The 1,178-nt window shown below is 69.7% G+C and carries 2 protein-coding genes; both read right to left on the bottom strand.

Features of this window, described 5'->3' with window-relative positions; translation table 11 throughout:
• Positions 1–37 precede the first annotated feature (37 nt).
• Positions 38–931: an alpha/beta fold hydrolase gene (locus ACFWF3_RS36600; protein ID WP_379318800.1), complete on the bottom strand. Its 894-nt coding sequence runs from the start codon at positions 929–931 to the stop codon at positions 38–40.
• A complete protein-coding gene (locus ACFWF3_RS36595) occupies positions 928–1,119 on the bottom strand; it encodes a hypothetical protein (protein ID WP_379318798.1) in 192 nt (63 codons plus the stop codon). The genes ACFWF3_RS36600 and ACFWF3_RS36595 overlap by 4 nt, the downstream gene beginning before the upstream one ends.
• Positions 1,120–1,178 lie beyond the last annotated feature (59 nt).

Below are 1,178 nucleotides of genomic sequence, written 5' to 3'. Positions count from 1 at the left end.
ATCCTTGTCGTGGGGCGGATTTCGTTGATCGGCGATCTCAGCGGCGCGCGATCACGCATTCCTCGATGAACGACATCACCCGGAGGTGATAGGCGGTCGCCGAATGTCCCATGCTCAGGTTGTGGCCCGCGTCGGCCTGCTCGTGGAGCAGCACGCGCGGCGCGGCCGTGAACAGCGCGGTGATCTCGCCCAACGCGAGTGGGTCGGTGCGCCAAACCTTTTCGTACGCGCCCACGGTGAACTGGACGGGAACGCGGACCTGCGCGGCGGTGTGCTCGAAATCGTGCGCCACCCACTGCGGCATCATGGTGGCCTCGTACGCCGGGCCCGGCGACGCGATCGCCGCGCCGCCGAAGACCTCGGTGGGATACAGGCGGCTCGGCTGCCAGAGCAGCTCGCGCAGACGTTCGCCGCGCCCCGGCCCGCCCGCTGTCAGGTTGCTGATGGCTTCGGGGTGGTGTTTTCTGCCGGTGCCGGCGAGTTCGATGCCGAGCAACTGCGCGCCACGCTCGTCGGCGGCCATCCGGACGGCCAGCTCGCACCCGGCCGAATGCGCGAGGATGAACATCCCCGCACCGCGCCCGCGCGTCCCGAGCACGCGCTCGACCAGGGCGTAGGCGAGGTCGACGCGGCGGGCGGCCGGTGCGATGTCGGCCGCGTGCGGCGCCGAACTGCCGTAGCCGGGGCGGTCGATCGCGACCACCGTGAACCCGAGCGCGGGCGCGGTGCGCAACAGCGACAGCCGGGGGTGGCCGGGGCAGTCGAAGTAGGCGGAGGTCGTCACGCCGCCGTGGACGGCGATGATGACGGCGCGCGGGTCGGCCGCCTCGGCGACCGTGGCCGACATCGGGATTCCGTCGATATCGACGACGTAGGAGCTGATCGGTACCTCGTGCGGTAGCCGCACCAGATCGGAACCGGCACTGGTCATGGTGTGGAGTCGCCTTCGGAGTCGGTGGGGGTGAGGGTGAGATGGCCCGCCTCCGCGGAGACGAGCACGGCACAGGCAGCGATCGTGAGATCCGGCAGCACCGCCGTGCCGTAGTGGTAGGCGTACGCGCGCAGGCGCCCGATGACGGTGATGCCGCCGCTGGGCAGCGGGAGAGTTGTCCCAGTCATGAGACTCCCCATTCAATTGTCGGAAAGATCCAGGGAGCGGATCGCAATGTCACCGATTC

The organism is Nocardia sp. NPDC060220, assembly GCF_042727815.1.
Classification (GTDB): Bacteria; Actinomycetota; Actinomycetes; order Mycobacteriales; family Mycobacteriaceae; genus Nocardia.
Note: the sequence above shows the minus strand (reverse complement) of the source record. Positions and strands in the feature narration are given on the sequence as shown.